This is a genomic window from Cellulosimicrobium sp. XJ-DQ-B-000, from assembly GCF_031119065.1.
GTDB classification, from domain to species: Bacteria; Actinomycetota; Actinomycetes; order Actinomycetales; family Cellulomonadaceae; genus Cellulosimicrobium; species Cellulosimicrobium funkei.
Map to the genome: position 1 here is coordinate 42,124 of NZ_JAVHYN010000011.1, position 19,817 is coordinate 61,940.

The 19,817-nt window shown below is 75.8% G+C and carries 16 protein-coding genes, 1 tRNA gene and 1 pseudogene; 9 read left to right on the plus strand and 9 right to left on the minus strand.

What is annotated here, in order from left to right; all coding sequences use genetic code 11:
* Window positions 1-116: 116 nt before the first annotated feature.
* From RDI86_RS13865 to RDI86_RS13675, 6 genes and pseudogenes are all read right to left on the minus strand, one after another.
* Window positions 117-1,235, minus strand: a pseudogene (locus RDI86_RS13865) (DUF1972 domain-containing protein); the annotation flags it as partial.
* Window positions 1,236-1,398: 163 nt separating this feature from the next.
* Window positions 1,399-2,001, minus strand: coding sequence for an aminoacyl-tRNA hydrolase (pth, locus tag RDI86_RS13655; protein WP_086150902.1), 603 nt, complete (start codon window positions 1,999-2,001; stop codon window positions 1,399-1,401).
* Between the two features lie 121 nt (window positions 2,002-2,122).
* Window positions 2,123-2,749, minus strand: a complete 627-nt coding sequence (locus RDI86_RS13660) for a 50S ribosomal protein L25/general stress protein Ctc (protein WP_308821596.1) — start codon at window positions 2,747-2,749, stop codon at window positions 2,123-2,125.
* A 349-nt stretch (window positions 2,750-3,098) separates the two neighbouring features.
* Window positions 3,099-4,241: an acyltransferase gene (locus RDI86_RS13665; RefSeq protein WP_308821590.1), complete on the minus strand. Its 1,143-nt coding sequence runs from the start codon at window positions 4,239-4,241 to the stop codon at window positions 3,099-3,101.
* Between the two features lie 163 nt (window positions 4,242-4,404).
* Window positions 4,405-5,127: a GPP34 family phosphoprotein gene (locus RDI86_RS13670; RefSeq protein WP_308821591.1), complete on the minus strand. Its 723-nt coding sequence runs from the start codon at window positions 5,125-5,127 to the stop codon at window positions 4,405-4,407.
* A 68-nt stretch (window positions 5,128-5,195) separates the two neighbouring features.
* Window positions 5,196-5,840, minus strand: a complete 645-nt coding sequence (locus tag RDI86_RS13675) for an SIMPL domain-containing protein (protein ID WP_308821592.1) — start codon at window positions 5,838-5,840, stop codon at window positions 5,196-5,198.
* Between the two features lie 138 nt (window positions 5,841-5,978).
* On the opposite strand from RDI86_RS13675, the gene RDI86_RS13680 reads away from it, so the two are divergent.
* Entirely contained in the window at window positions 5,979-8,708 is a 2,730-nt protein-coding gene (locus tag RDI86_RS13680) for a hypothetical protein (protein WP_308821593.1), read from the plus strand.
* A gap of 3 nt (window positions 8,709-8,711) precedes the next feature.
* Here RDI86_RS13680 and RDI86_RS13685 read toward each other — a convergent pair whose 3' ends face one another.
* The 3 genes from RDI86_RS13685 to RDI86_RS13695 all read right to left on the minus strand — a co-directional run bounded on the left by RDI86_RS13685 (window position 8,712) and on the right by RDI86_RS13695 (window position 11,545).
* Entirely contained in the window at window positions 8,712-9,695 is a 984-nt protein-coding gene (locus RDI86_RS13685) for a ribose-phosphate diphosphokinase (protein WP_024841193.1), read from the minus strand.
* 68 nt (window positions 9,696-9,763) lie between these two features.
* Window positions 9,764-11,443 carry a bifunctional UDP-N-acetylglucosamine diphosphorylase/glucosamine-1-phosphate N-acetyltransferase GlmU gene (gene glmU / locus RDI86_RS13690; protein ID WP_061268698.1) on the minus strand — a complete coding sequence of 560 codons (1,680 nt, stop codon included), beginning with the start codon at window positions 11,441-11,443 and terminating at the stop codon, window positions 9,764-9,766.
* A gap of 30 nt (window positions 11,444-11,473) precedes the next feature.
* Window positions 11,474-11,545, minus strand: a tRNA-Gln gene (locus RDI86_RS13695).
* 312 nt (window positions 11,546-11,857) lie between these two features.
* Between RDI86_RS13695 and RDI86_RS13700 the strand changes: the two genes are divergently transcribed.
* The 8 genes from RDI86_RS13700 (at window position 11,858) to RDI86_RS13735 (ending at window position 19,793) form a co-directional block, all read left to right on the plus strand.
* Window positions 11,858-12,460: a TetR/AcrR family transcriptional regulator gene (locus tag RDI86_RS13700; RefSeq protein WP_163188222.1), complete on the plus strand. Its 603-nt coding sequence runs from the start codon at window positions 11,858-11,860 to the stop codon at window positions 12,458-12,460.
* 166 nt (window positions 12,461-12,626) lie between these two features.
* Window positions 12,627-13,232: a hypothetical protein gene (locus RDI86_RS13705; RefSeq protein WP_163188138.1), complete on the plus strand. Its 606-nt coding sequence runs from the start codon at window positions 12,627-12,629 to the stop codon at window positions 13,230-13,232.
* A gap of 104 nt (window positions 13,233-13,336) precedes the next feature.
* Window positions 13,337-14,299 carry an ABC transporter ATP-binding protein gene (locus RDI86_RS13710; RefSeq protein WP_076406284.1) on the plus strand — a complete coding sequence of 321 codons (963 nt, stop codon included), beginning with the start codon at window positions 13,337-13,339 and terminating at the stop codon, window positions 14,297-14,299.
* Entirely contained in the window at window positions 14,296-15,504 is a 1,209-nt protein-coding gene (locus tag RDI86_RS13715) for an ABC transporter permease (RefSeq protein ID WP_021482857.1), read from the plus strand. Before RDI86_RS13710 ends, RDI86_RS13715 begins: the two co-directional genes overlap by 4 nt.
* 491 nt (window positions 15,505-15,995) lie before the next feature.
* On the plus strand, window positions 15,996-16,496 hold the full coding sequence (locus tag RDI86_RS13720) for a MarR family winged helix-turn-helix transcriptional regulator (protein ID WP_021482856.1): 501 nt from the start codon (window positions 15,996-15,998) through the stop codon (window positions 16,494-16,496).
* 63 nt (window positions 16,497-16,559) lie between these two features.
* Entirely contained in the window at window positions 16,560-17,888 is a 1,329-nt protein-coding gene (locus tag RDI86_RS13725) for an MFS transporter (RefSeq protein ID WP_308821594.1), read from the plus strand.
* Between the two features lie 139 nt (window positions 17,889-18,027).
* Entirely contained in the window at window positions 18,028-18,975 is a 948-nt protein-coding gene (locus RDI86_RS13730) for an ATP-binding cassette domain-containing protein (protein ID WP_308821595.1), read from the plus strand.
* Window positions 18,972-19,793 (plus strand): ABC transporter permease, encoded by an 822-nt coding sequence (locus tag RDI86_RS13735; RefSeq protein ID WP_251176943.1) that lies wholly within the window; start codon window positions 18,972-18,974, stop codon window positions 19,791-19,793. The genes RDI86_RS13730 and RDI86_RS13735 overlap by 4 nt, the downstream gene beginning before the upstream one ends.
* Window positions 19,794-19,817 lie beyond the last annotated feature (24 nt).

Below are 19,817 nucleotides of genomic sequence, written 5' to 3' on the forward strand. Positions count from 1 at the left end.
GGCCCCCGGTCCCACCAGTAGGCGTCGAACAGGACTCGGCGGGGAGAGTCGTCGCGGGCGGGGTCGTCGGCGGCTGCGGCGGGGCGAGGCGCGTCCCGCCGGTCCCCGGCCGCGGTGCGACGGCGCGCGGTCCGCCAGGGCCCGGGCGTCCGCCGGGCTGCGAGGTCGTGTGCGAGCCGCTCGTACCCGTCGGCGACGTCGTCCCACGAGTAGTCCTCGGCGCGCTTGCGGTTCGCGCGTCCGCGCTCGAGCGTCCCGAGCTCGTCGCGCTCGGCGTCCTCGAGGATCCCGGCGAGGTCGTGCGGGCCGCGGAAGTAGAGGCCGGGGTCGCGCACGACCTCGCGGTTGAAGTCCACGTCGAACGCGACGACGGGTGCGCCGGCGCCGATCGCGCGCAGGAGCGACGGGTTGGTCCCCCCGACGGAGTGGCCGTGGACGTAGGTGAACGCGGACGCGTAGAGGTCGTCGAGCAGCTCCTGGTCCCACACCGCGCCGAGCAGCCGGACCCGCGCGTCCCCCTGCGCGAGCCGGTCGATCCGGTCGGTGTACTCCGCGGAGTACGGCGCGGAGCCGACGACCACGAGGGGCTTCGTCGCGGCGGACCGCGCGTAGCCCTCGACGATCTCCTGCACGTGGTTCTCAGGCTCGAACCGCGCGACCACGAGGTGGTAGCCCTCGGGCTCCAGCCCGAGCTCGGCGACGCGCGCGCCGCGGTCGTCGTCGAGCAGCGGGGCGCCGTACGCGATGAGCGACGACGGGACGCCGTACTCGCGCGCGTAGTAGTCCTGGATGCCCCGGGCGTCGGCGATGATCGCGTCGGAGCACCGGACGGCCGTCGTCTCGGCCGCGCGGTAGTAGCGGCGGCCCGTGGGACCCCACTTCGCGCGCCGCCACTCGAGCCCGTCGACGTGGGTCGCGACGGGGATGCGCGCCGCGCGCAGCAGCGGCAGGAAGGGGGCGTTGGCCGCGTTGAAGACGAAGGCCGCGTCGGTGCGGTGCGCGACGAGGTGGGCGACCGACACGGCCGTGTGGCTCAGCGTCTCGAGCGAGCGGCTGCGCAGCGCGCCCGCGGTGACGACCTCCATGCCGAGGTGCTCGCGGACGACGTCCTCGGTGTTCCCCGTGCGCGTGTAGACGCGCACGCGGTGCCCGCGCGCCGCGAGGCGCGAGCCGACCTCCTCGACCGCCGTCTCGAAGCCGCCGTACCGTGCCGGGACGCCGCGCGTGCCCACCATCGCGATGCTCAGCGTCGCCGCCACCGTCACTCCCGCCCTGCCGCCCTGTGCCTTCCTGCGAGGCTAGTGGTGCGCGGGGCCCGTGGGGCCGGGTTCCCGGCGCCTCACCCGGGTGATTTCCCCGGCGGGGACGGGGTGGAGAGGCCTCGGCGGGCGGGACGGGTCAGGCGCGGGCGTGGTACTTGCCCTGCGCCGCGAGCAGCCCCTCGGTGAGCACCATCTCGACCGCGTCGGCCGCGTCGTCGAGGAGGAAGGGCAGCTCCTTCGCCTCCGTGCCCTTGAAGTCCTTGAGCACGTAGTCGGCGGTGTCCATGCGGCCGGGCGGGCGCCCGACGCCGCCCCGGACGCGCACGTAGTCCTTCGTGCCGAGCGCCTTGGTGATGTCGCGCAGCCCGTTGTGGCCGCCCTCGCCGCCGCCGATCTTCAGCTTGACGGCGCCGAAGGGGATGTCCACCTCGTCGTGGACCACGACCACGTGCTCGGGGTCGATCCCGTAGTACTTCGCGAGCCCCGCCACCGGCCCGCCCGAGACGTTCATGTACGTCGTGGGCTTCGCGAGCACGACGCGCGGCCCGGGGCGCCCGCCGGGCAGCATGCCGAGGCGCGCCTCCGCGACGGCGGCCTGCGCGCGCGGGTGCCGCGCGAACCGGGCACCCGCCCGGCCCGCGAGGACGTCCAGGACCATGTGGCCGAGGTTGTGGCGGTTGCCGGCGTAGCCGGAGCCCGGGTTCCCGAGCCCGACGACGAGCCACGGCTGGTCGCTCATGTGCACCGTTCCTTCGCTGTCGTCCTGCACGGTCCCGGCTCCCGACGCGCACGAGGCGTCCGGCACCAGGGTGCCGGACGCCTCGACAAGAGCATGGCGCGGACGACGTCCGCGCGGGGGGTCACTCGCCCGCGGTCGCCTCGGCGGCGGCCTCGGAGCCGGCGGCCTGCTCGGCGGCCTCGGCCTCGGCGGCCTCGATGTCCGCCGAGTTGTCCTGCGGCACGGAGATCGTCACGACGACGAGCTCGGGGTCCGTCGTGAGCGTCGCGCCGGAGGGGAGCTTCACCTCGCCCGCCGTGACGGTGGTGCCGGCCTCGAGGCCCTCGATGGAGACCTCGACGGACTCGGGCAGGTGCGTCGCCTCGGCCTCGATGGCGAGGGTCTGCAGGTCGACGAGGTGGATGGTGCCGGGGGCGGACTCGCCGGTGACGGCGACCGGGACCTCGACGGCGACCTTCTCGCCCTTCTTCACGATGAGCAGGTCGACGTGCTCGATGACGTTGCGGACCGGGTCGCGCTGGACGTCCTTGGCGATGGCGAGCTGGCCCTTGCCGTCGAGCTCGATGGAGAAGAGCGCGTTCGAGTGCTTGAGCGCCAGCATCGTCTGGTGGCCCGGCAGGGTGACGTGCACCGGAGCGCTGCCGTGGCCGTAGAGGACGGCGGGGATCTTGTCGGCGCGGCGGATGCGGCGCGCGGCGCCCTTGCCGAACTCGGTGCGGGCCTCGGCGGCGAGCTTGATCTCGGACACGTGGATCACTCCTGGAAGATGCGTTGCGGGCCGGCCGCCAGTGGGGGACGGTCGGCTGTCCGGACGGTGAGAGGGCCTCCCGGACGGGCGGTTGCGTCGGCGCGGGACGTATGACGGGCGCGCAGGAGGACGACCGCCCAGTCGATAACGGAGATCCAACAGGTCTGGCTGACACGTGCGGTCCCGCGCCGCCGGTGTGCTCACCGGTCCAGCGCTGCCGGCCGTCAGACGTCCCTCGCCGAGGCAACCTGATAACTGTACCCGGGCGCGGCGCGAGTCGGAAACCCGCCCCCCGCTGCCCAGCCCGGAGCCGCCGCCATGAGGCGCGCGGCCGTCGACGGGAAGGGCGTCAGGGCGTCGCGTCGGCCCGGGCGGTGTCGGGACGGGGCGCGGGCCGGCCGGCGAGCTGGCGCGCGAGGCTCCGGGGCAGCTCGTACAGCCAGTAGACCGGGGTCCGGGAGACGACGGCGTACACGCCGACCGAGGCCAGGGTCGCGACGAGCGCCAGCACGGGCGGCGCGAGCGCGGCCACCGGGGCGGGCACGGCGTCGAGCGCGTCGCCGCCGACGAGCAGGATCGCGTGGATGACGAGCATGTGCGTGAGGTAGACGGGCAGCGTCCGCGTCCCGAGTGCGCGCAGCGGCCGCAGCCCGCTCGTCGCGACGCCGAGCACGATGCCCGCGGCTACCCCGAGCACGCACACGACCCACAGCAGGACGCCCGACGCCACGTGCGCCGCGAGCACGCAGCCCGCGACCCAGAGGGCGACGACCCCCGCACCGGTCCACACCGTCAGGCGCTCGGCCAGCCCCAGGACGCGGTCGCGCAGGAGGAGGCCGCCCAGGAAGAAGACGAAGTACTTGGGCGCGCTGTCCCAGGCGTTGTTCGGCAGCTCGAGCGCGAACGCGAACGCCGCGAGCGACACGGCCGCCGCGCCGACGAGCTGCACGCGCGGGGACAGCCCCGAGAGCAGCTTCGCGACGACGAAGAACACCGCGAGCGCCCAGAGGAACCAGCGGATCCCTGACGGCCACACCCACGCCGAGAGCGCGGCCGCCCCGACCTGCAGGGCGGGGCCGCCGTCGTCCGCCAGGCCGGGCGGGAGCTCCAGCCCGACGAGCGCCTCGTGCACCGGGTCGGGGTCGCCCGCGACGACGGCCCCGAGGAGGTAGCCGAGCGCCCGGACGAACGGCCACAGGAGCAGGAGCCACGCGAAGAGCGCGACCTTCGAGGCGAGCAGCGCGCGCCAGGGCCCGCGGACCCACTTTCCGGCGAACAGGCCCGCGACGGCGAAGAAGAGCGGCATGCGCATCGTGCCGAGCGCCGCGTTCACCCGGTCCCACCCGGCCAGGACCGTGCCCCAGGCGCCGGAGAGGTCGAGGTCGCCGAGCGCGCGCGTCGCGTGCAGCACGACGACGAGCAGGATCGCGAGGCCGCGCGCGGCGTCGGGCCAGCGCAGGCGCACTCGCTCGGCGGTCTGCTGCCGGGGCACGTCGTCACCTCCGGACGCTGCGGGCGGGACCGCGCGGGCGCTGCCACGACCGGACCGGGAGACCCCCGGCCGTCGGGACCGACGCGGACCGTGCGAACCTACCCTCGCGACGGCGACGGCCACGAGGGCCCCGCCGTCATTTCACCCGGGCGAGATCGAACGCTCAGCCCGTCGCGGTGGTCGTCGCGACGGTCGTGGCCACGGTCGCGCCGACGAGGATCACCGCGGTCACCTCCTCGACGTACGCGCGCACGGCCTCGCTCGCCCAGCTCTCGCGCGCGATCTCGCGCGCCCGGGCGTCGACGTCGCGACGCCCCGCGGGGGTGCGTCCGGGCCCGCCGTCGGCGTCGCTGCCGCCGGTCGCGAGCACCCGGCCGGCCTGGCCCGTCGCGGCGAGCAGCGCGACGATCGCCGCCGCGCGCGCGTCCGGCGCCTTCCCTTCGCCGAGGACACGTCGCAGGTCGGCCCGCACCGCGTCCTCGTGGCGGGAGTCCGCCGCGGGGAAGCGCGTCGTCGGGAAGATGCCGAGCACGCGGCCCTCCTCGCGCCGCAGGACACCGCGCTCCGCGAGCGCCTCGACCGCGCGGGCGGCGGGCCGGAGCCTGGCGATCGGCGCGACGAGCGCCTTCGGCGTGGAGCCCTCGCGCGCCCGCACGACGTCGAGCGCCTCGTCGAGGAGCGCGTTGCCCGTCGGGGACGCGTCCCGGACGACGATGCGGCCCACCCGGCCGCCGTCGCCGTCGCCCGCGAGGTCGGCCCGGCCGAGCAGGGCGAGCTCGACGAGCAGCGCGCCCGCCGCGACCTGCTCGCGGTACGAGGCGTCGACGACGGCCTTCCCGGTCACGTCGTCGAGCGTGAGCAGCAGGTAGTCCTCGAGGATGAGCATGCGTCCACGCTAGGACCGGGCGGCGGGGCCGGGCACCTGCCGTTTGTCACCGGTGCCCGGTGCAGGTCTCACGCCGTCGGCGACGCCGGGCCCCGGTCCGCCGGGTCGGCGAGCTCCCACCGGACGGTGACGGTCGCGCGGACCTCCTGGCTGCCCGGCTCCACGACGAGCGCGTCGCTCGTCGCCTTCGCCGCGAGGACGCGCGCCACCGGGCCGGGCGCGCCGTCGTCCTCCCGGATCTCGACGACCGGGCCGAGCGAGCGTCCCGCGAGGCGGGCGTACTGCTCGGCGCGGGCGCGGGCGTCGGCGAACGCGGTCTCGCGCGCCGCGGCCGCGAGCGGGCCGGGGTCCCCCACGGCGAGGCTGGTCGAGTCGAGCCGGCCCACCGGGCCGGCGGCGTCGAGCGCGGCGCGCACGACCTCGCCGCTCGCCCCCACGTCGCGCAGCGTCGCGCGCAGCGTGAGGCGCGCGGTCGTGCGGGGGCCGTCCTCGCGCTGCTCGGTCCACGTGGACGTCTGCGACGTGCGCAGGTCGGACGGCGCCACGCCGTGCGCGACGAGCGCGTCCCGCGCCGCGGCGAGCCCGGCGTTGGCGCGGTCGAGCGCGTCCTGGACGCCGGGCGCGCTCGCCTCGGCGCCGAGCTCGACGACGGCGACGTCCGGCGTGGCCGTCACCGCTCCCTGACCGGTGGTCGTCACCCCAGAGCCGTTCATGGCCGTCATGCTCGCACGGACCGCCCGGGGTCGCCCCCGTTTCACCCGGGTGAGCGCGGCACGGACGGCCCGCGGCCTGCCACTCTCGTGTCAGAGGGGCACGACGTCGTGCCCGTCCCCCGCACCCGGGAGGTCCGCGTGAGACGACTCCTCGCTCTCGCAGCGCTGCTCGTCGCGCTCGCCCCCGCCCCGGGGGCGGCCGCCGCGGACGCCCCGGGCACCGACCCGGCCGCCACGACCCCGCGCGCGTGCGCCGACGCGCTCGCGCTGCTCGACGACTCCCGCCCCCGGGACGCGGTCGCGCTGGTCGACGCCTACCGCGCGACGGCCACGTCCCCCGCGGACCCGGCGGCGCGGGCCACGGCGTGCGCCGACGTGCGGGACGCGGCGGTCGCCGCGCGGGACACGGCGGCGACGCTCGCCGCCGAGGCGGAGGCCCTCGAGCCCGGCGGGGCGCGGCCGACGTCCGGGGAGGCCGAGTCCTGGGCCGCCGCGCAGGCCCGCGCGGAGCAGGCGCTCGCGCTCGACGCGCAGGACGCGCGGGCCGCCGCCGTGGTCCGCGCGGCGCAGGAGGAGGAGACGACGGTCCCGGACCGCGCGGCGTCCGCCTGGGACGGGTTCGTCGAGGTGGTCTCGCCCCTGGGCCCGCCCCTGCTCGCGCTCCTCGTCGGCGTCCTCGTGCTCGCCGTCGTCGCGCGGCTCGTCGTCCCCGTGACGCTGCGCTGGCCCGTGCTGTCCGCGAGCGAGCGCGTGCGCGCGGGCGCCGCCGGGTGGGGCGCCCTCGTCGCCGGCGCGGCGCTCCTCGTGTGGGGTCCCGCCGCGGGCGCGAGCACATGGACGGGCTCCGGCGTCGCGGGCGCGGCCCTCGCGGTGGTGGTCCTCGTGCTCGGGTTCGTCGCCGGTGTCGTGGCGGTGGCGCTCGCCCTCGGGCGGCTCGTCGCGCCGGGTGCCCGCCACGACCGCACCCGCTGGTGGGCGTGGGCGACCGCCGTGGACGGCGTCGCCGCGGTCGCGGCCGTCGTGCTCTCGGCCCGCGCCCTCGGGGGCCCGGGCACCGTCGCGGCAGGGCCTGTCGCAGCGGGCTCCCTCGCGGCGGGGGCCGTCGTGGCGGCGCTCGGCGTGCTCCTCGTCGCCACCGTCCTCGCGACCCGGCTGCGGCTGACGATCGAGGTGACGTCGGGCCGCTCGGGCGACCGGACGACGTCGCACGAGGGGACGGGCGGGGCGCGCCTCGTCGCGCTCCTGGGCGAGCTGGGCGCCGAGCCGCCGCGCGGCCTGGAGGTGCCCCGCGGCACGGACATCAGCGCCCTCAGCGGGTCCGCACTGTCCGAGCTGCCCCAGGGCGCGTTCGTCAAGGCGGTCGTCAGCCTGGCCCAGGGCGTCGTCGGGTCGGTCCCCTGGCGGGTCACGGTCGAGGAGCGGGACGCCGACCACCTGGCCGTCGTCGTCACGAGGAACGGACGGGCCGCGGGCTCCGCCGCGCTCGACCGGGCGGGGCTCCTGCGGTTCGACCCCGAGGACCCGACGTCGGCCGCCGCCGCGGCGCAGGTCGACCTCTACCGCGCCGCCGCGGCCGTCGTGCTGCTGACGCTGGCACGCCACCACGCGGGCTTCGAGGGGCTGTGCGGGGCGACGTCGTGGCGCAGCCTCGCCCTCCAGTACGTCGCCCAGAGCGACCTCACCGACGCGCCGGACCGGGAGCGGGAGCTCCTCGCGCGCGCCGTCGACGTCGACCCGCGCAACGACCTGGCCCAGGTCGCCCTCGCGCACGCCGAGGGCAGGCACCACACCCTGCGCGAGGACCTCGACGCGTACGGCCGCTGGCTCGACCGGTTCGTCGCGCGGACGGCGGGCCGCAGCGGGTACCGCTCGCTGCGGCTGCGGGCCCAGTACTCGCGCGCCGCGACGACCGTCAACGCGTGCTTCGCCCCGGGCCGCGACGGGGACGACCCGGCGGGCGGGCTCGACGCGACCGCCGTCGACGCGGTCCGCGCGCTGCTGGAGGCGCTCGCGGTGGAGCGTGCCGCGGGGCGGGAGGACGCGCTCGTCGTCCGGCTCCAGGACGCCGTCGAGAGCCTCTACCGCCAGGCGGAGGCCGCGGCCCGGGCGCTGGAGCCCGTGGCACCGCAGGGGGTGCCGCCGGCACCGGGGACGGAACCGAGCGATCGGGCCGGGTCGAGCGAGACGGCCGAGTCGGTCGCGACGGCCAGGTCGGCCGAGACGTCCCGCGAGCGCCTGCGACTCGCCTACCGGGCCGCCCTGGCCCGCGACCCCGAGGGCGCGGACGCGCCGTCCCCCACGACCCCGACCGGCGAGTACAACCTGGCGTGCACGTACGCCGTCCGCACGACGCCGCTCGGTGCCGCGGACGCGCTCCGCACGACCGACCACCTGCGGCGCGCGGTCGTGCTCGCCGACCTGCGCGCGTGGCTCCACGACGACCCGATGCTGGCCGCGTACCGCGAGCGGCCGGAGTACGCCGCGGAGTTCGGCCAGGACCCGCTCGACCTGCTCGCGGTCGCCCCGTTCGCCCGGTACGCGCCGGCCCTGCGCGCGTGGGGCCTGACGACGGAGCAGCGGATCGTGGCCGTCTCCCCGCCCGACCTCGCGGCGCTCCTCGGGACGACGCCCGAGGAGGCCGCGACGGTGCGCGCCGCCGCGCACCTCGCGGCGGACCTCCCGGCGCTCCCGGGCCGCTGCGACGTGCTCGACGTGCTGCTCGTACACGACGTGGGCGCCCTGCCCCCGGCCGGGCAGGGCCTCCCCGACGACGTCGCCCGCGCCGTGCGGTCGCGCGTCGTGCGCCTGCGGCTCACGTCGTCGGAGCGCGACCGGCTGCGCGCCGCGCTGGCCGGGTGGCTGGGCTGAGCCTCAGCTGTTGCCGTCGAACAGCGAGGTGACCGAGCCGTCGTCGAACACCTCGCGGATCGCGCGCGCGATGAGCGGCGCGATGGAGAGCACCGTGAGCTGCGGGAACTGCTTCTCGGCCGCGATGGGCAGCGTGTCCGTGATGACGACCTCGCTCGCCCCGCACTCGGACAGGCGCTGGGCCGCCGGGTCGGACAGCACGCCGTGCGTCGCGGCCACGATGACCGACCGCGCGCCCGCGGCGAGGATGACGCGCACGGCCTCGGCGATCGTGCCGCCGGTGTCGATGAGGTCGTCGACGAGCACGCAGTCGCGGCCCTCGACGTCGCCGACGACGCGGTTCGCGACCGCCTGGTTCGGGCGCGTGACGTCGCGCGTCTTGTGGACGAACGCGAGCGGCCCGCCGCCGAGCTTCGCGGCCCACTGCTCGGCGACGCGGATGCGGCCCGCGTCGGGCGAGACGACCGTGACGTTCGACGTGTCGACGCGCGAGCGCACGTAGTCCGTGAGGATCGGCATCGCCCACAGGTGGTCGACCGGCCCGTCGAAGAAGCCCTGCGTCTGCGCGGCGTGCAGGTCGACGCTCATGAGGCGGTCGGCGCCCGCGGCGGTGAACAGGTCGGACATGAGGCGCGCCGAGATCGGCTCGCGACCACGGTGCTTCTTGTCCTGGCGGGCGTACCCGTAGAACGGCTGCACGACCGTGATCGTGCGGGCCGAGGCGCGCTTCGCGGCGTCGACCATGAGGAGCTGCTCCATGATCCACTGGTTGATCGGCGCGGTGTGGCTCTGGAGGATGAAGACGTCCGAGCCGCGCACCGACTCGCCGAACCGGACGTAGATCTCGCCGTTCGCGAAGTCGTACGCGGTCGTGGGCAGCAGGTCGATGCCCAGCTCCCGCGCGACGTCGTTGGCCAGCTCGGGGTGCGCGCGCCCCGAGGCGAGGACGAGGGACTTCTCCCCGTTGCCGGCGATCGTGCTGCTCATACCAGTGGGTTCCTTCGGTGGGGTTTCCGGGTGCGGGGGTAGGTCTGAGGTCGGCTGGCCGGTCGCGGTCAGTCTGTCGTGGTGGCGGGACGACCGCCACGCAGCGCCTCGAGCGTGTGCTCGAGCTCGGGCGCGGGCGGCGGCGGGGTGGGGCGGTCGGCCGTCGCGGCGGCGCTCTGGTCCGCGAGCTGGGCCTGCGCCTGCGCCCCGAGCGGGGGCGCCTCCGGGTCCGCGGCGCGCGCGGCGGCCGCGGCCTCGGCGGCGGGCGTGCCGGCGCGACGCCGCTCGACCCAGCCCTCGATGTTGCGCTGCTGGCCCCCGCTCACGCCGAGCGCGCCCGCGGGCACGTCGCGGCGGATGACGGACCCGGCGGCGGTGTACGCGCCGTCGCCGACGCTCACGGGCGCGACGAACATGTTGTCCGCGCCGGTGCGGGCGTGCGAGCCGATGACGGTGCGGTGCTTGTGCACGCCGTCGTAGTTGACCGTGACCGACGCGGCGCCGATGTTCGTGTGGTCGCCGATGGTCGCGTCGCCGACGTAGGACAGGTGCGGGATCTTCGACCCCTCGCCGATCTCCGCGTTCTTCGTCTCGACGAACGTGCCGATCTTGCCCTGCGCACCGAGCACGGTGCCGGGCCGCAGGTACGCGAACGGGCCGACGGACGTCCCCGCGCCCAGGACCGCGAGCGAGCCGTGCGTGCGGGTCACGGTCGCGCCGGCGCCGACCTCGGTGTCGGTGAGCGTGGTGTCCGGGCCGACCGTCGCGCCCTCGGCGACGACCGTCGCGCCGTGGAGCTGCGTCCCCGGGAGCAGCGTCACGTCGCGCGCGAGCTCGACGTCGACGTCGACCCACGTCGTGGCCGGGTCGACGACCGTCACGCCCGCGCGCATCCAGTCCTCGAGGATCCGGCGGTTGAGCTCGGCGCGCAGCGTCGCGAGCTGCACGCGGTCGTTGACGCCCTCGACGACCGTCGGGTCGTCCGAGACGAGCGCCCGCACGACGCCGCCCTCGGCGCGCGCCGCGGCGACGACGTCCGTCAGGTAGACCTCGCCCTGCGCGTTGTCGCGGCCGAGCGTGCCGAGCCCGCGTCGCAGGACGGCGGCGTCGAAGACGTAGATCGACGCGTTGATCTCGCGGATCGCGAGCTCGTCGGCCGACGCGTCCTTGTGCTCGACGATGCGCAGGACGTCGCCGGTCGCGTCGTCGCGCACGACGCGGCCGTAGCCCGTCGCGTCGTCGAGCTGCGTCGTCAGCATCGTCACGGCGTTGCCGTCGGCGACGTGCGCCGCGAGGAGCTGGGCGAGGGTGCCGCCGTCGAGCAGCGGGGTGTCGCCCGCGGTGACGACCACGGGGCCCTCGAGGCCGTCGCCGACGCCGCGCCCCTCCTCGCCGTCGGGCACGCCGTGGACGAGCGCCTGCGCGTGCGCCTTCGCGTCGAGCGCGACGAGCGCGCACTGCACGGCGCGGCCCGTCCCCGGGATCTCGTCCTGGTCCACGACGACCGCGTCCGGGTCGACCGACACCGCGTGCTCGGCGACGCGGTCGCGCTCGTGCCGCACGACGACGGCGAGCAGGGCCGGGTCGAGCGAGCGCGCCGCGACGAGCACGTGCCCGAGCAGGCTGCGGCCCGCGAGCGTATGCAGCATCTTGGGGGTGGACGACTTCATCCGCGTGCCCTCGCCTGCGGCGAGGACGATCACGGCAGCGGGGGCGACGGTGGTGTCGGTGCCCTGCTGAGCTTCCATGGGTGTTCCCCTCGGGATCGGTGGCACGAGCTCCGCCCCCAGGACTCGAACCTGGACCAAGGGCACCAAAAACCCTTGTGCTGCCGATTACACCAAGGCGGACCGGACCCGGCGACGCCGTCTCACGTGCTCGGCACGTGCACGTCACCTGCCCGTCGCCGCGCCCCCGGTTCGACCCGGGCCGCGGCGGGCGGGCCGGGTCCGGGAACAGTCTGCCAGGTCGGTCCCCGTGCCCGACGCCGCGCGTGCCCGTCTCGCCCCATCCGCGCCGGACGCGGGGCGTGGCCCGCACCACACCCGCGCGCGCCCGCCCGACGACGCCCGCGCCGGCGGGCGCGGACCCTCCGGCTGCGGCGACCGCCCGCACGGCATGATGGACCCGTGGCAGACTCCAGGCGCACCCCCCGATCCCGCATGACCGCGAGCCAGCGGCGCGAGCAGCTGCTCGCCGTCAGCCGCAGGCTGTTCGCCGAGAAGGGGTTCGAGGGGACGAGCGTCGAGGAGATCGCCGCGCGCGCCGAGGTGTCCAAGCCCGTCGTGTACGAGCACTTCGGCGGCAAGGAGGGCATCTACGCGGTCGTCGTGGACCGCGAGGTGCAGGCGCTCACCGCGGCGCTGTCGGGCGCGCTCGACGAGGGCGGTCACCCGAAGGTGCTGCTGGAGCGCACCGCGCTCGCCCTCCTGTCCTACATCGAGGCGTCGGAGGACGGCTTCCGGATCCTCGTGCGCGACTCCCCCGTCGCGCAGGCCACGGGCACCTTCTCGAGCCTCATCGGCGACGTCGCGACGCAGGTCGAGCACCTCCTGGCGCACCAGTTCCGCACGCGCGGCCTCGACCCGAAGGTCGCGCCCATCTACGCGCAGATGCTCGTCGGCATGGTCGCCCTCACCGGTCAGTACTGGCTCGACGCGCGCTCCCCCAAGAAGACGGAGGTCGCGGCGCACCTCGTCAACCTCGCCTGGAACGGCCTCGCGGACATGGAGAAGCGGCCGCACCTCATCACCACGAGGTCTTGACGCAGATCCGCTCCCCGAACCCGCGTCATGACAGCGGGGTCAGCCCGTCTCTCTGGCGGCAGAGCAGAACGACGAAGCGGGGCAGCGGATGCACGGGCACGACCGGTCGGCCGACCAGGGGTACGGCGACCCACGGGACGAGATCCGTCCCACGGTCTGGGGGTACGTGACCTGGACGACCGCACGGTGTCTGCAGGGCGACGTCCCGGGCGCGCCCGCGCGCGTCGTCCAGCGCACCGACGTGCTCGTCCCGGGCCTCACGCCCTACGAGCTCGACCGGGTGCGTCGGCACGCCGAGTGGCGCGCGTCGGTCGACGTGGTGCGGGTCGGTCTCGTCGCAGGCGTGACCACCGCGCTCGCCGCGCTGGTCGCCGGGCGGAACCTCGCGACGCCCGAGACCCTGCTCCTCGCCGCCGTCCTCGGCCTCGTGGCCGCGCTCCTCACCGTCGTGCTCCTGCACGTGACGGGCCCGCGCCTCACGCGGGTCGAGCGTCGCGCGCTGCGCCGGGCCGTGGAGATCCGGCGCGTGCGCGTCGCGCCCCCGACGTCGGCCGTGATGCGCGTGCTCGTCGCGATGAGCGCCGTCGAGTCGGTATCCGGGCGGCTCGACGAGCAGGACGCCGCGCTCGCGCGCGAGCTGCTCTGGGTCTCGCTCGACGCCGTCCGGCGCGACGACGCCGCAGCCGTCGACGAGGCGACCGGGACGATGCTGCGCCTCGCCGTGCGGGCCGCGCGGACGCTGCCCACGGTGCGCGACGAGCACCTCGGCTGACCGGCGGGCCCGACGTCGGCAGGGGCGCACCCCCTGCTCCCGCACGGCCAGGACGTGACATCTGTCCCGTGCCGCGCGCGCTCGCGCGTGGTTGTGTGGAACGCATGGCGACACTCGAGATCGACTCGCTGACCAAGTCCTACGGCGACGTGCGCGCCCTGCGCGGCACGTCGTTCGACGTCCGCGCCGGGGAGATCTTCGGCTTCGTCGGCTCCAACGGCGCCGGCAAGACGACGACGATGCGCATCGTCCTCGGCGTCCTCGCCGCCGACGGCGGCGAGGTCCGGTGGGAGGGCCGGCCCCTCGACCTGGCCGCCCGCCGCCGCATCGGCTACATGCCGGAGGAGCGCGGCCTCTACCCGCGCATGAAGGTCGGCGAGCAGCTCGTCTACCTCGCCCGGCTTCACGGGCTGTCCGCCGCGGCGGCGAAGGACGCGATGGAGCGCTGGACCACGACGCTCGGCGTCGAGGCGCGCCGCGGCGACGAGGTGCAGAAGCTCTCGCTCGGCAACCAGCAGCGCGTCCAGCTCGCCGCCGCGCTCACCCACGACCCCGAGCTGCTCGTGCTCGACGAGCCGTTCAGCGGGCTCGACCCCGTCGCCGTCGACGTCATGAGCGGAGTTCTGCGCGACCGCGCCCAGGCAGGCGTGCCCGTCGTGTTCTCGTCGCACCAGCTCGACCTCGTGGAACGGCTGTGCGACCGCGTCGGCATCATCAAGGACGGCGCGATGGTGGAGGTCGGCACGATCGACGAGCTCCGTCGCACCGAGCAGGAGCGCTGGGTCGTGGACGGGCCGCCCGGCGCCACGTGGATCGGCGCCGTGCCCGACGCGCGGGCCGTCAGCCTGGAGGGGTCGCGCACCGTCGTCGAGCTCGTGCCCGGTGGGTCGACCGGCGACGGGACCGGGGGGCGCGAGCAGGCCGTGCTGCGCGCGGCGCTCGCCGCCGGGCCCGTGCACGAGTTCGCGCTCGTCCGGCCGTCGCTCACCGAGCTGTACCGCGACGTCGTGAGCGCCGAGGAGAAGCCGGCCGCGACGGCCGCCGAGACCGTGGAGGTGGGGGCATGAGCACGGGGACCTCGTTGACGTCCTGGGGCGCGATCCGCCTCGTCGCGGGCCGCGAGATCATGACGCGGCTGCGCTCCAAGTCGTTCGTGTGGCTGACCGTGATCCTCGTCGGCGCCGTCGTGCTCGGCGGGGTCGTGCTCAATCTCGCGAACGGGTCGGGCCCGAGCGCCGAGCGCGTGGGGGTCACGCCGCAGACCGCGGCGCTCGCCGAGGCGATCGAGACCACGGGGAGCACGCTCGGGACCGACGTCGAGACCGTCGACGTCGCGGACGACGCCGCGGGCGAGGCCCAGGTGCGCGACGGCGACCTCGACGCGCTCGTCACCGGGAGCGTCGGCTCCCCCACGGTCGTCGTCGACACCGAGCTGTCGTCGGGCCTCACGGCCGTCTTCACCACGCTCGCCCAGCAGACCGCGCTGTCCGACGCCGTCGCGAGCCTCGGGGGCGACCCCGCCCAGGTCGCGGGCGACGTCGCGACCGCCGCGCCGGACGTGCGCACCATCGGCGAGCCGAGCGAGTTCGACCCGGCGCGCTACGTCACCGGCCTGGTCACCGGCATCCTGCTCTTCATGGCCATCATGATCAGCGGCCAGCTCATCGCGCAGGGCGTCGTCGAGGAGAAGACGAGCCGCGTCGTCGAGCTCCTGCTCTCGACCGTGCGCCCGTGGCAGCTCATGGCCGGCAAGGTCCTCGGCATCGGCCTCGTCGGGCTGGGGCAGGTCGCGCTCGTCGTGCTCGCGGGCGTCGGGACCGCGCTCGGCCTCGGCCTCGTCGACACCTCGACGATCGACCTCGGGACCGCCGCGGCCTGGGCGCTCGTGTGGTTCGTCGTCGGCTTCGTCAGCTACGCGCTGCTCATGGCCGGCCTCGGCGCGCTGGTGTCGCGCCAGGAGGACGTCGGCGCGGTCACCACGCCCGTCACGTTCCTCATGATCGTGCCGTACATCGTGGGCGTCTCCGTCGCGCCGTGGGCGCCGGACAACCCGCTCGTCGTCTGGCTGTCGTACGTGCCGCTGTGCTCGCCGCTGCTCATGCCGGTCCGCATCGCGCTCGGCAGCGCCGAGACGTGGGAGGCCCTCGTCGCGCTCGGCCTCTCCGTCGCCGTCATCCCCCTCCTCGTGTGGCTCGCGGCGAAGATCTACTCCAACGCCGTCCTGCGCACCGGCGCCCGCGTCAAGCTCACGGACGCCCTGCGCACGTCCTGACGGGGGGCCGCCCCGCCCGCCGAGGTAGAGGCGCGGTTCGTCGAGGTAGAGGCCTGGTCCGCCGAGGTAGAGCCCACGTTCGTCGAGGTAGAGGCCGGGTTCGGCGAGGTCGAGCCTCGGTTCGGCGAGGTAGAGCCCGGGTTCGGCGAGGTCGAGGCCAGGTCCGGTGGTCGACGACGGTGGGTCGCCCCACCCCGTGCTCGTGTCGCCCTGGTAGGTGCGCGCCCAGGCACGGCCCGCGCGACCACGCCTCTACCTCGGCGGACAGCGGCTCTACCTCGGCGGACAGCGGCTCTACCTCGGCGGACAGCGGCTCTACCTCGGCGGACAGCGGCTCTACCTCGTGGGACAGCGGCTCTACCTCGGCGGACAGCGGCTCTACCTCGCGGGGCCAGGGCTCTACCTCGCGGCGGCGGGTCTTGCGACGCGCCGCGACGGCCGGCGAGCCGTCAAGAGTCTTGACGTCGAGACACGTCGAGTACCCTCGCGTCATGGACCAGCAGCACGAGGACGAGGTCGACCGCATCGTCGCGGCGTGGCAGCGCGAGCGGCCGGACCTCGACGTCGAGCCGCTCACCGTGTTCTCCCGGGTCGACCGGCTCGCCCGGCACCTGGACCGGGCGCGGCGCACGGCGTTCGCGCGCGGGCACCTGGAGACGTGGGAGTTCGACGTCCTGTCCGCGCTGCGCCGCGCCGGCGAGCCGTACCGCCTCTCCCCCGGGGCGCTCGTCACCCAGACGCTCGTGACGAGCGGGACCATGACGAACCGCATCGACCGGCTCGAGGAGCGCGGGCTGGTCGTGCGCCGCCGCTCGCCCGACGACCGGCGCGGCGTGCTCGTCGAGCTCACGCCCGAGGGCCTGGAGCGCGTGGACACGGCGATGACCGACCTCCTCGCCGTCGAGGCCCGCATCCTCGACGCGCTCGAGCCGGGCGAGCGACCTGCGCTCGCGGCGCTCCTGCGTACAGTCGGAGGACAGTTCGACGACTGACCGACGGCCCGGACGACCGGGCGGGCGTCGCCGCACGCGCCTGCACCCGGAGGTCCCCGCCCGATGCCGTCGTCACGGCCGCCCCGCCCGAGCACGTTCCGCGGCGGGATCGACGGGGTCCTGCTGGTCGCCGTGCTGCTCGTGGCCGTCAACCTGCGGGCGCCGCTCACGGCGCTCCCGCCCGTCGTCGCGGACGTCGCGGCCGACCTCGACCTCACCGCCGCCGCGGCGGGCCTGCTCACCGGCATCCCGGTGCTGTGCTTCGCGCTCGCGACGCCCGCCGTCGCGGGCCTGCTCGGGCGGTCGTCGCTGCGGACGGCGATCGCCGTCGCGCTCACGCTGATCGTCGCGGGGACGGTCCTGCGCTCGGCGGACCTCGCGGCGCTCGGCGCGGCCGGGACGTTCGCGGGCACGGTGCTCCTCGGGCTGGGCATCACGACGGCGAACCTCGCGGTGCCGATGATCGCCCAGCGCGACTTCCCCGGGCACGTCGCGACGGTGACGGGGCTGTACACGGCGGCGATCAACGTCGGGACCGTCGCGACGACGGCGCTCACCGCGCCGCTCGCGGACGCCGTCGGGTGGCGCTGGGCGCTCGCGTCGTGGTCGGTGCTCGCGGTCGTCGCGCTCGTGTGGTGGCTGCGCGCGGTGCCGCGCGAGGCGCGCGAGCCCCGGGGCGTGTCGGCGGAGACCGCGCCCGACCCGGCGGCATCGCAGACGGAGGCCAGGGCGACCGGGGATGCGGCCGCGGCGGACGCGCTGGCGGCGGCCGCGGCGGAGGGCGTCACGGGCACCGACCCGACGACGGCCCGCGAGCGCCACGTGCTCGCGACGCCGTTCACGTGGTGGCTGTGCGCGATGTTCGCGCTCCAGTCGTCGAGCTTCTACGCGCTCACGGCGTGGCTGCCGCTCGTCCTGGAGGACCTCGCGGGCATCCCGCGCTCCGCGTCGGGCGGCGCGGCGTCGCTGTTCCAGGGCTTCGCGATCGTCGGCGGTCTCGCGGTGCCGCTCGCCGCGCGCCGCCTCAGCCTGCGGCAGACGTTCGTCGGGATCGCGGTGCTGTGGCTGACGCTGCCCGTGGGGCTGCTCGTCGCGCCGGGGCTCTGGGCGGTGTGGGCGTCCGCCGCGGGCGTCGCCCAGGCGGCGAACTTCGTCGTGATCTTCACGCTCGTCGCCCAGCGGTACCCGACGGTCCGGCGCGGCCGGCAGGCGTCGGCGACGGTGCAGTCCGTCGGGTACTGCCTGGCCGCCGTCGCGCCCACCGCGGCCGGGGCGCTGCAGACGGCGACGGGGACGTGGACGGTGCCGGTCGCCGTCGTGCTGGGTGCGCTCGTGGTGATGACCGGGATCGGGCTGGTCCTCACCGGCGCTCCCCGTCGTCGCGCGGGCTGAGCGCGAGGCCCCTCTCCCCCGAAGCGCCTCCTCGACCCTTGACCCCCACTCGCGCCGGTGTTTATGGTGTACACACAGTTTATGGTGCACACGAACAGTGTGCGCCGCACACGAACGGCCGACGGAGAAGGAGAAGGCGATGACCGGACCGATGATCGCCGCGCAGGGGCTGGAGAAGTCCTACGGCGACCACGCCGTGCTGCGCGGCGTCGACCTGACCGTGCGCCGCGGCGAGATCTTCGCGCTGCTGGGGCCCAACGGCGCGGGCAAGACGACGACCGTCAACATCCTCACGACCCTCGTCCGGCCCGACGGCGGCACGGCCCGCGTCGCGGGCGCCGACGTCGTGCACGACGCCGCGCGGGTGCGCGAGACCATCGCGCTCACGGGCCAGTACGCGTCGGTGGACGAGTTCCAGACGGGCCGCGAGAACCTCGTGATGATGGGCGAGCTCGCGCACCTCCCCCGCCGGGCGGTGCGCCCGCGCGCCGCCGCGCTGCTCGAGCGCTTCGACCTCACCGACGCCGCGGACCGGCGGGTCGGGACCTACTCGGGCGGCATGCGCCGCCGCCTCGACCTCGCGATCAGCCTCGTGGCGGACCCGGCGGTGCTCGTGCTCGACGAGCCGACGACGGGCCTCGACCCGGCGTCGCGCGCGCAGCTGTGGGAGGTCGTGCGGGGCCTCGCCGCCGACGGGACGACCGTCCTGCTGACGACCCAGTACCTGGAGGAGGCCGACCGCCTGGCCGACACGATCGCCGTCCTGCACGACGGCCGCGTCGCGGCGCGGGGCACGGCCGCCGAGCTCAAGGCGCTCGTCGCGGGCGACCACGTGCGCGTGGCGTTCGACGACCGGGAGAGCCTGGCCGCCGCCGTCGGGCTCGCGCCCTCGATCGGGCTGGCCCGCCCGACGGCCGACGCGAAGGACCTCTCGCTCACCGCACCGAGCGACGACCCCGTCCGCACCATCCGCGACGTGCTCGCGGCCGCCGACGCCCACGCGCTCGCGGTCGTGGGGGTCAGCGTCGTGCGGCCCACGCTCGACGACGTGTTCCTCGCCCTGACCCGGAAGGAGGGCGCCCGATGAGCGCCGCACCCACGACCACGCTGCCCCGGCCGTCCCGCACCACGCGGCCGCGCGCGCGGCAGACCCCGGCCACCGCGGCGCGCGACGTCCGCACGATGGTCGGCCGCGAGACCCGCCGCCAGCTGCGCAGCGTCGACGGGCTCGTCACGGCCTTCGCGCTGCCGGTGATGATCATGCTCGTCTTCGTCGTCATCTTCGGCGGGGCGATCGGCGGGGACGACTACATCGACTACGTCGTGCCCGGCGTGCTCGTGATGTGCCTGGGGTTCGGCTCCGCGACGGCCGCGGTCGGCGTCGCGCAGGACATGACGTCCGGCACGATCGACCGGTTCAAGACCCTGCCGATCTTCGGGCCGTCCGCGCTGTGGGGGCACGTCGTGGCGAGCGTCGTGCGCAACCTCGCGTCCGCCGTCGTGGTCGTCGGTGTCGCGCTCGCGCTCGGCTTCCGGCCCGACGCCGGGCCGGCCGACTGGGCGGGGCTCGTCGCGTTCGCGGTCCTCGCCGTGCTGACGTTCACGTGGCTGAGCGTGGCGCTCGGCCTCGTGCTGAGCGTCGAGGCGTCGCAGTCCGTGAACTTCCTCTTCCTGTTCGTGCCCTACCTCAGCTCGGGGTTCGTCCCGATCGACACCATGCCGTCGTGGCTGCACGGGTTCGCCGAGAACCAGCCGTTCACGCCGGTCATCGAGACGTTCCGCGGGCTGCTCGCAGGCGCGCCCGACGCGTCGACGGTCCTCACGGCCGTCGCGTGGCTCGCCGGCTTCCTCGTCGCGAGCTGCACCGCCGGCTCCCTGCTCTACCGCCGGCGGACGGCCCGCTGACCCCCCTCCGCCCCTCTCTCCCAC

Coding starts and splice junctions, on each gene's coding strand:
- RDI86_RS13700 (WP_163188222.1), top strand. CDS start 11,858: ATGACCGCGAGCCAGCGGCGCGAGCAGCTGCTCGCCGTCAGCCGCAGG.
- RDI86_RS13715 (WP_021482857.1), top strand. CDS start 14,296: ATGAGCACGGGGACCTCGTTGACGTCCTGGGGCGCGATCCGCCTCGTC.
- RDI86_RS13720 (WP_021482856.1), top strand. CDS start 15,996: ATGGACCAGCAGCACGAGGACGAGGTCGACCGCATCGTCGCGGCGTGG.
- RDI86_RS13675 (WP_308821592.1), bottom strand. CDS start 5,840: ATGAACGGCTCTGGGGTGACGACCACCGGTCAGGGAGCGGTGACGGCC.
- RDI86_RS13735 (WP_251176943.1), top strand. CDS start 18,972: ATGAGCGCCGCACCCACGACCACGCTGCCCCGGCCGTCCCGCACCACG.
- RDI86_RS13685 (WP_024841193.1), bottom strand. CDS start 9,695: ATGAGCAGCACGATCGCCGGCAACGGGGAGAAGTCCCTCGTCCTCGCC.
- pth (WP_086150902.1), bottom strand. CDS start 2,001: ATGAGCGACCAGCCGTGGCTCGTCGTCGGGCTCGGGAACCCGGGCTCC.
- RDI86_RS13710 (WP_076406284.1), top strand. CDS start 13,337: ATGGCGACACTCGAGATCGACTCGCTGACCAAGTCCTACGGCGACGTG.
- RDI86_RS13670 (WP_308821591.1), bottom strand. CDS start 5,127: ATGCTCATCCTCGAGGACTACCTGCTGCTCACGCTCGACGACGTGACC.
- RDI86_RS13730 (WP_308821595.1), top strand. CDS start 18,028: ATGACCGGACCGATGATCGCCGCGCAGGGGCTGGAGAAGTCCTACGGC.
- glmU (WP_061268698.1), bottom strand. CDS start 11,443: ATGGAAGCTCAGCAGGGCACCGACACCACCGTCGCCCCCGCTGCCGTG.
- RDI86_RS13725 (WP_308821594.1), top strand. CDS start 16,560: ATGCCGTCGTCACGGCCGCCCCGCCCGAGCACGTTCCGCGGCGGGATC.